Source organism: Planktotalea sp., assembly GCF_039984035.1.
In the GTDB taxonomy this organism is placed as follows: domain Bacteria; phylum Pseudomonadota; class Alphaproteobacteria; order Rhodobacterales; family Rhodobacteraceae; genus Planktotalea.
On sequence record NZ_JBDWVM010000264.1, the window covers coordinates 1 to 8,004 of the forward strand.

8 protein-coding genes and 2 pseudogenes are annotated in these 8,004 nt (G+C 54.0%); 3 read left to right on the plus strand and 7 right to left on the minus strand.

Annotated elements, in window-relative coordinates; translation table 11 throughout:
• The 4 genes and pseudogenes from ABJQ89_RS12000 to ABJQ89_RS12015 form a co-directional block, all read right to left on the minus strand.
• Positions 1–291: pseudogene (locus ABJQ89_RS12000) on the minus strand (hypothetical protein); the annotation flags it as partial.
• Positions 288–1,397: a hypothetical protein gene (locus ABJQ89_RS12005; protein ID WP_348496469.1), complete on the minus strand. Its 1,110-nt coding sequence runs from the start codon at positions 1,395–1,397 to the stop codon at positions 288–290. The gene ABJQ89_RS12005 and the pseudogene ABJQ89_RS12000, both read right to left, overlap by 4 nt.
• Before the next feature lie 61 nt (positions 1,398–1,458).
• Positions 1,459–1,665: a hypothetical protein gene (locus tag ABJQ89_RS12010; RefSeq protein WP_348496470.1), complete on the minus strand. Its 207-nt coding sequence runs from the start codon at positions 1,663–1,665 to the stop codon at positions 1,459–1,461.
• Positions 1,666–1,942: 277 nt separating this feature from the next.
• Positions 1,943–2,281 (minus strand): hypothetical protein, encoded by a 339-nt coding sequence (locus ABJQ89_RS12015; protein WP_348496471.1) that lies wholly within the window; start codon positions 2,279–2,281, stop codon positions 1,943–1,945.
• Positions 2,282–2,429: 148 nt separating this feature from the next.
• On the opposite strand from ABJQ89_RS12015, the gene xth reads away from it, so the two are divergent.
• Entirely contained in the window at positions 2,430–3,209 is a 780-nt protein-coding gene (gene xth / locus ABJQ89_RS12020) for an exodeoxyribonuclease III (RefSeq protein WP_348496472.1), read from the plus strand.
• Between the two features lie 2 nt (positions 3,210–3,211).
• On the opposite strand, the gene ABJQ89_RS12025 is transcribed toward xth, so the two are convergent.
• Positions 3,212–4,357, minus strand: coding sequence for an aminotransferase class I/II-fold pyridoxal phosphate-dependent enzyme (locus ABJQ89_RS12025; protein ID WP_348496473.1), 1,146 nt, complete (start codon positions 4,355–4,357; stop codon positions 3,212–3,214).
• A gap of 56 nt (positions 4,358–4,413) precedes the next feature.
• Between ABJQ89_RS12025 and ABJQ89_RS12030 the strand changes: the two genes are divergently transcribed.
• On the plus strand, positions 4,414–5,724 hold the full coding sequence (locus ABJQ89_RS12030; RefSeq protein WP_348496474.1) for a M48 family metalloprotease: 1,311 nt from the start codon (positions 4,414–4,416) through the stop codon (positions 5,722–5,724).
• Between the two features lie 19 nt (positions 5,725–5,743).
• Complete coding sequence (locus tag ABJQ89_RS12035) at positions 5,744–6,490, plus strand: DsbA family protein (protein WP_348496475.1); 747 nt, start codon at positions 5,744–5,746, stop codon at positions 6,488–6,490.
• A 44-nt stretch (positions 6,491–6,534) separates the two neighbouring features.
• On the opposite strand, the gene ispG is transcribed toward ABJQ89_RS12035, so the two are convergent.
• Together ispG and ABJQ89_RS12045 are read right to left on the minus strand one after the other, a co-directional pair.
• Positions 6,535–7,665, minus strand: a complete 1,131-nt coding sequence (gene ispG / locus ABJQ89_RS12040; protein ID WP_348496476.1) for a flavodoxin-dependent (E)-4-hydroxy-3-methylbut-2-enyl-diphosphate synthase — start codon at positions 7,663–7,665, stop codon at positions 6,535–6,537.
• A 92-nt stretch (positions 7,666–7,757) separates the two neighbouring features.
• Positions 7,758–8,004 (minus strand): annotated as a pseudogene (locus ABJQ89_RS12045) (DUF4115 domain-containing protein); the annotation flags it as partial.

Genomic DNA, 8,004 nt, shown 5'->3' on the forward strand with positions numbered 1-8,004 from the left:
AAACGCGAGAAAATAGAAGACTGAAGCGAAGATAGAGAGCACTGCCCGCAGCGCCAGACTGCGTGGGCGCTTGCTGATCAAATTGCCCTTGGCGACTGAGGTTCGGTTAAACGCGACGCTTAGGAATGCGACGATTGCGCCTGAAAAGAAGAACAATTGCGGCGCTTCGAATTTTTGTGAGAACGTGCGCGTGATCGCATCGGCGCTGGTGGCAAAACAGCAATATAGGAGGATTAGAAACAACCCTCCTAGCGTACCGGATCCGATATTCTTAAGTGGGCGGATGGTCAAAACGCAGCTCCCTTGCGATCCAAATTCTTGTGGTCATGACTTGCAAGGCCGGGCACGTCTGGGCGCGCGAAGAGTTCAAAAAAGGCTTCAAATTCTGATGTTGCGGAGGCGACAGAGCGCAGATGCGCGCCGATCTCATTTGGTAGTAGCTCCATCAAATTGCTTTCATTCGCCCCCCAACTCGCGTTCCTGAAATCTGGTCTCTCGAACAACACTTGAGAGAGGGCGCGCATGGCTCTGACGCTGAATTCTGGTCGGCTGAACAACTGCGCCCCTTCCCCAACAGGTGCGGAAAAACTGACTTTACCGCTTTCGGCGCGGGCCCAGTTGGCGACAAAGTACTCATGATATTGATCGCTACCTTCGACCGCTGAACAGGGTTCGATGGTAAATAGATCGATGCGTTGATTGATCAATTCTTCCCATTGCTCTGGCGGGGTTTGGCCCGCGTAGCGAAGGGCAATGCAAATTTCAGACAACAGATCCGCGTTTTCATCCAGATGTGCTAAAATTCCGGTGAACATCAGACTTTGAATAGCAGCAGTGCTCAGGTTCGGATCGCGCCGTCCGTATTCGGAGAGGTAAAAGACGATATGTGTCAGCTCATAAGCCGTCTTGCGATTGGGCAAGGCAAAATGCGCCGACTGGTCCATGAAGGCGTGAAGCCGAGCGACCAACGCATCGGCGTCTTGAACCGGAATATTCCGCCGCGCCAAAAGCCGCATCGCTTCGGCCCTTTGCAAATCAGAAAGCTCGAGATCGTGCACCCCCTGCTTGGCCACAAATTGGCACAGCTGCTCGGCAATGCTTCCTTCCATCCCCAGCGCTTCAAGATCGAGCGCAATAGACGTTAAAAAACGATAGTACTGTGGAAAGAATGAAATGCGATCCGAAAGACTATGATAAAACGGTTGATAACACTCAACAATTTGCGCCTTCTGCCCCAAACCACAACATTCGAAAATGTTCAGGATTTCGGCATTTTCCTTGAGCCAGAACACATCATTTTGATCTTTTCGATGGTGCGCAAAACAGTTCAAAAAATTCGTTGTTGATGAAGTTTTGGGTTTGAAGTGCTGGGACAGACTGATCACATTGGCAGACATGATGGGCTCCTTTTCTCGGGGCTCCTGCTGCCCCAGCACTTCGGGTTCATAGCGTTTTCAATTATGTGCCGGAGGAAAACATATCCGTAAGAACACCATCAAATTGCGCAGTCTCTGTTGATGGCGCTGTGCCAGACGAGAACATCTGAGTTTGGAGGCCGTCCAGACAGTGCGTGAACCCTGCCGAATACAGCTCTGCACCAAAGCCTGTGTGCATATCAGACTTAGGGGTTGAAACGGATTCCATGGTTTTACGTAGAGCAGACATCGTATTCTCCTTTTCGGTGTTTCGATGACTGAAACGCTTGCACGCATAACGTGTGTTTGTAAGCGCTATTCTTCCATTAACGTGTTAACCACCCACTTATCCACACGCACACCTCGTCAAAACCTCTTGAGAAAAAAGAGGTTTTCGAAAGCCGAGGCTCTTTCAAAAAAATTTTACCGATAGCCCAAAAATGGTGCTCAAACAGAAAAAGGATCGACACGCATACAGCGAATCGATCCTCAAAAATCACCAAAAAGGCGAATCAAAAACTGGGTATTTAGGCGGCTTCAGCTTTCGGTTTGTCTTCGCTTGAACCTTTGTCATCAGATGCAGGTGCATCGCTCTCTGCATCAGCGACATCGTCGCTTTTCGCTAGTTCAGCGCTCTCTTCTTCTGTCGTGTCCGGTGCTGGCAGTGCCAAAGCTTCGTCCGCGAATTGTTCAGGCGCAGTAATATCAATCTTACGCGCGCTGGCATCGATCGTGACACTTGGCATCTCAGGCAGCTCGCCAAGAACAGCGTTCATTTCACTTTGTGCCGCTTCAAAGCGTTCGCGCATGGAAAGCACTTTGGTTTCGCCGGTCGCCGATTTAAAGAAGTTCAGAATTTTTAACATAAGACCCTCGCCAATTTCCTTACTGTCTAAAGATCAGTTTCGCGAGCGCACGGGGAAAAATCAAATCACAGCGACGTTTTTGAAGCCTCTCGCTTGCGCGCGTGCGCGCCATAGGGGATAGCTTATTTGAGCAAAGGGAGCGCAGAGCATGAAAATCGCAACGTTCAACATCAATGGCATCAAGGCACGGATCAACGCCCTGCCAGAATGGCTGAAAGAGGCCCAACCAGACGTGGCGCTTTTGCAAGAAATCAAATCTGTCGACGAGGCGTTCCCGCGCGAAATTTTTGAAGATATGGGCTACAACGTTGAAACGCATGGACAAAAATCCTTCAACGGCGTCGCGATCCTCTCGAAGCTGCCTTTAGAAGATGTCACGCGCGGCCTGCCCGGCGATGACAGTGACGAACAGGCGCGCTGGATTGAAGCGACGGTCATCGGTAAACAAGCCATTCGTCTTTGCGGCCTCTACTTGCCAAATGGCAATCCCGTGCCTGGCCCGAAATACGACTACAAACTTGCTTGGATGGAGCGGTTGCAGCGCCGAGCAGAAAATCTGCTTTCTGAGGAAATGCCTTTTTTAATGGCAGGTGACTATAATATCATCCCTCAAGATGAAGACGCGCGCCGCCCAGAAGCTTGGCAAGAAGACGCGCTTGCCCGCCCTGAAAGCCGCGCGGCCTATCGCCGTTTGATCAATCTAGGACTAACCGAAGCGTTCCGCGCCCGCGTGCAAGGGCCAGAACATTACAGTTTCTGGGACTACCAAGCCGGTGCGTGGAACCGCGATGACGGTATTCGCATTGACCACTTTCTGCTCAGCCCAGCCGTTGCGGACATCTTGGTTGATTGCCAAATCGACAAACACGTGCGCGCAGGCGAAAAGCCATCTGATCACGTGCCTGTCTGGGTCGAATTGGATAACTAAACTTAACCGCGCGCGGCCATGAAGACCTTGAGCCGCTCTAGACCTTCGCGGATATCTTCGGTGCTGCGCGCATAAGACAGGCGGATCGTCTGATGACCGCGCGCGGCATCAAAGTCGAGCCCCGGCGTCACCGCCACCCCTGCCCGTTCAAGAATTTCAGCGGCAAAGGCACGGCTGTCGTCGGTATAGTCACTAACATCGATGTAGACATAAAACGCGCCATCTGGCGGCGCAAAGGCGCTGAGACCCGCTTTGGGCAGTTCTTCGATCATCAATTGACGGTTTGCCGTATAAACCTTCATATTTTCTTGCAGCTCGTCGCCGCACTCCATCGCGGCAAGCGCGGTGACTTGGCTGATATGTGGCGGACAAATGAACATGTTTTGCGCAAGGCGTTCGATCTGGCGTACGTGATCTTCAGGCACGACCATCCAGCCCACGCGCCAACCCGTCATCGAGAAATACTTGGAAAACGAATTGATCACATAGGCCTGATCGGTGATCTCTAGGGCCGTGACCGCTTTGGCCTCATATTCGATGCCATGATAAATCTCGTCAGAGATGAAAGCCGTCTCCGTCTCTTGCGCAGCCCCAATGAGCGCGCTCATGGCGTCCTTGTTCAACATCGTGCCAGTAGGATTGCCGGGCGATGCAACCAATAACCCTTGGGCGTTCAGCCCTTTGAGATTGCTCGCGATGGGTTGCAGACGGTTTTCAGCCTGCGCTTCGATTAAGACTGGCTCAAGGCTCAGTGCTTTTAGGATTTGTCGGTAGCTCGGATACCCCGGCGCGCCGATTGCGACGCGATCCCCTGCTTCAAAGAGCGCGGTGAAGGCCAGCAAGAACGCACCGGACGATCCCGACGTGACAACAACCCGCTGCGGATCAAGATCAACATCATACCATTCGCCATAAAGCTGGGCGATACGGGCGCGCAGCGCGGGCAGCCCAAGCGCAACTGTGTAGCCAAGCGCGCCCTGCTCCATCGCCGCCGCCGCCGCGCGGCGTGCACCTTCTGGAGCGGATGTTCCCGGCTGGCCAACTTCCATGTGAATTATGTGGCGCCCCGCGGCTTCGGCAGCATTTGCAGCCTCCATCACATCCATCACAATAAAGGGATCGACCCTGCCACGGCTTGAACTTCGCATAATTGGCTTCCATTATATTTCACACGCGTTTTCATCGCGATTTGGGAGAACAGTCAATGCGTCTGTTGATCAGTTTTGCGATCATGCTGAGCATTTTGAGCCTGCCTGCACGCGCAGCGGGCCTTATTCGTGACCCCGATATTGAACATTCCTTGACCCAATTGGCCCGACCTGTGCTGCAAGCCGCCGGATTAAGCCCCAATCAGGTGAAAATTCTTCTAATTAACGATCGCGTTCCAAATGCCTTTGTCGTCGATAATCGCGCAATCTTTATTCATACGGGCATGATCACGCGCCTGAAAAGCGCCGAAGCCCTACAAGCCGTCATCGCCCATGAAGCGGCGCATATCGCCAATGGGCATGTGGCGCGCCGAATGGTGCAGGCAGGCACACGCCGCTCTGTGACGGGTCTTGGCATTGCTTTGGCCGCCGCCGCTGCGGCAAGCGGCGCAAACAGCAGCGCGGCTGGGGCCCTTGCGATTGGCGTGTCGTCTTCTGCGCAGCGCAGTTTTCTACGCCATAGCCGCGCCGAAGAAAGCTCTGCGGATCAGTCTGCCGTGCGCTACCTTGCGGCCTCGGGTATTTCAACGCGCGGCGCGATTGAAGTGCACGCCATTTTCAAGGATCAAGACGCGCTTAGCGAAGCGCGCCAAGATCCCTATGCGCGCTCGCACCCCTTCACCAGAGATCGCGTTAGAGCCATGCAGGCCTATGTCGCTAGCTATGGCGGTGATCGCCCTTATAGCAGTGACAGCGCCTACTGGTTTGAGCGCGCGAAGGGCAAGCTCTGGGCCTTTCAACAGGCGCCCAAAAGCACATTGCGCCGCGCGAAAGACATGCCATCAGCCGATATCACCCTCATGATGCAGGCCGTGGCCCAACATCGCCGATCCCAAACGGCGAATGCAGCAGCCACAATGCAACGCCTTTTGAAAGCGCGTCCCAAAGACGCCCAGTACCATGAACTCCTCGGGCAAATTCTATTGGAGGGGCGGCAATTCAATGCAGCAGTGAATGCCTATGGCCGCGCAGCGAAACTTAACCCGAACGATGCTCTAATCTTGGGCGGCTACGGGCGCGCGCTGCTCGCATCTGGACGCACCAAGCAAGCAGAACAAACATTAGAAACAGCACGCGCGAGGGATTTTCGCGATCCATCCGTTCTGCGCGATCTCGGCAGCGCCTATGCCAAAAATGGAAAACCAGCGATGGCCTCTTTGGCCGTTGCAGAGCGCTATGCCTTGATTGGGCGATTAGAGGATGCAGAACTCCACGCCAAACGTGCGGCATCACGCCTGTCTACGGGCTCTGGTCCTTGGCAAAGGGCGCAGGATGTGCTCAGTGCTGCGCAACGACATAAGAAATAGCAACTAGGGAAAACCGATTATGAAACGTCTACTGGCGACCACAAGTCTTTGTCTCGCAACGCTCAGCGCCCCGGTTCAGGCCCTCGATCTGAACGCTATGACCGATGAAGAACGCACATTGTTCCGCGAGGAAGTGCGCGCCTTTTTGATGGAAAACCCAGAAGTCATCATCGAGTCCGTTAATCAAATGGAAGCGCGTCAGGCGGCACAAGCCGAGCAAAACGACATCGCGCTCGTAGCAACGAACATGGACGCGCTGGCCAATGACGGGTTCTCTTGGGTCGGAGGTAATCCGGATGGTGACATTACTATCATTGAGTTTATCGATTATCGCTGTGGCTATTGCCGCAAGGCGCATGACGAAGTGGCGGAATTGCTCTCTAGCGATGGAAACATCCGCTTGATCGTCAAAGAATTCCCGATCTTGGGTGAAGCTTCGTCCGCCTCGTCCCGATTTGCGATTGCGACGAAACAAGTGGCAGGTTCTGACGCTTACAAAGCCGTGCATGATGCGTTGATCACATTTGGCGGTGAACCATCCGCGCCTGCGTTATCCCGTCTTGCTGAGGGGCTTGGCCTTGATGCAGATGCGATCCTCGCGCAAATGGGAAGCGACGACGTCACACGCGAAATCACAGAAACACGCGCATTGGCGCAGCGTTTGCAAATCCGTGGCACGCCAACTTTTGTCATGGGCGATCGTTTGGTGCGTGGCTATGTGCCGCTTGACGGTATGCGCCAGATCATCGGTGAAGAACGCGGTTAACCTTTTGGGCGGGGGTCACTCCCCCGCACTTTCCCTTTAGGCGATTATTCGGCCGCCTGCGCCGCTGCCAATTCTGCGTCTATCACGGCCGCGCGTTTCTCGACCTGCTCGACGATATGTTCGACCATTTGATCGTTGCTAAGTTTATGGCTCTGTGCGCCAGCGAGATAAACCATCCCCGATCCAGCGCCGCCGCCTGTAAAACCAACATCTGTCATCAAGGCCTCACCTGGTCCGTTCACCACGCAGCCAATGATGCTGAGACTCATCGGGGTTTTGATGTGCTCCAAACGTTTCTCAAGTGTCTCAACCGTTTTGATCACGTCAAAGCCCTGCCGCGCGCAGGACGGGCAAGAAATAATGTTCACACCGCGATGACGTAGGCCCAAAGATTTTAGGATTTCAAAGCCGACTTTGACCTCTTCTACAGGATCAGCCGAAAGCGACACGCGGATCGTATCGCCAATGCCCATCCAAAGAAGATTGCCCAAACCAATGGCCGATTTGATCGTGCCGCTGACCAAGCCACCCGCTTCTGTGATGCCCAGATGGATCGGCGCATCCGTCGCCTCGGCCAATTGTTGATAGGCTGCCGCTGACATAAAGACGTCAGAGGCTTTGCAGCTGATTTTGAATTCATGGAAATCGTTGTCTTGCAGAATGCGAATGTGCTCGAGGCCGCTTTCGACCATCGCATCTGGGCAAGGTTCGCCGTATTTTTCCAGAAGGTGCTTTTCCAAGCTGCCTGCATTCACGCCGATGCGGATCGAACAGCCATGATCTTTGGCTGCTTGAATCACCTCTTTGACGCGTTTTTCATCGCCAATATTGCCCGGATTGATCCGCAGGCAAGCAGCGCCCGATTCGGCTGCTTCAATCGCGCGTTTGTAGTGGAAATGAATGTCCGCCACGATAGGCACGGGACTTTCGCGCACGATTTCCTTGAGCGCTTGGGTCGAGGAGGCATCGGGTGTTGAAACGCGCACAATGTCTGCCCCTGCTTCGGCGGCCGCCAAAACTTGCGCAACTGTCGCCTTCACATCGGAGGTATCCGTGTTCGTCATGGTCTGCACAGCAATCGGTGCATCGCCGCCAACGGGGACATTGCCCACCATGATTTGCCGCGACTTGCGTCGGTAAATGTTTTTCCAAGGACGAACGTGATTCAGCGACATGGAGTTCTCTTTCGCGGCATGAGTTAGCTCTGCTTTACATAGGATGCGAGAGACTGTCAGGCAATGCGGCGGAGTGACGAAACTCGGCAGAATTATTCCGCTGGGAGTTCGATCCCTTGCAATTCAGCGACGACACGAACCAGATCTTTGTCAGCGGCGAAGTTGGCAACAGCGTAACGCTCTGTCACAGCTTCCGCTGAGAGCGCAACATTGGACGTCACTTGCCCATTTGGACCAACAGGCCCGTAGTGCTGACCGTTCATCGCAAAATAGACAGCGCCAGATTCACCCACGCGCAGTTTGGCGGGTTCTTCCGTTAGCGGAATTTTGTAGGTGTCG

What these genes read in the sequence shown, in the direction of transcription:
- ABJQ89_RS12030 (WP_348496474.1), top strand. Translation starts at nt 4,414, where the DNA reads ATGCGTCTGTTGATCAGTTTTGCGATCATGCTGAGCATTTTGAGCCTG.
- ABJQ89_RS12005 (WP_348496469.1), bottom strand. Translation starts at nt 1,397, where the DNA reads ATGTCTGCCAATGTGATCAGTCTGTCCCAGCACTTCAAACCCAAAACT.
- ABJQ89_RS12015 (WP_348496471.1), bottom strand. Translation starts at nt 2,281, where the DNA reads ATGTTAAAAATTCTGAACTTCTTTAAATCGGCGACCGGCGAAACCAAA.
- xth (WP_348496472.1), top strand. Translation starts at nt 2,430, where the DNA reads ATGAAAATCGCAACGTTCAACATCAATGGCATCAAGGCACGGATCAAC.
- ABJQ89_RS12035 (WP_348496475.1), top strand. Translation starts at nt 5,744, where the DNA reads ATGAAACGTCTACTGGCGACCACAAGTCTTTGTCTCGCAACGCTCAGC.
- ABJQ89_RS12010 (WP_348496470.1), bottom strand. Translation starts at nt 1,665, where the DNA reads ATGTCTGCTCTACGTAAAACCATGGAATCCGTTTCAACCCCTAAGTCT.
- ABJQ89_RS12025 (WP_348496473.1), bottom strand. Translation starts at nt 4,357, where the DNA reads ATGCGAAGTTCAAGCCGTGGCAGGGTCGATCCCTTTATTGTGATGGAT.
- ispG (WP_348496476.1), bottom strand. Translation starts at nt 7,665, where the DNA reads ATGTCGCTGAATCACGTTCGTCCTTGGAAAAACATTTACCGACGCAAG.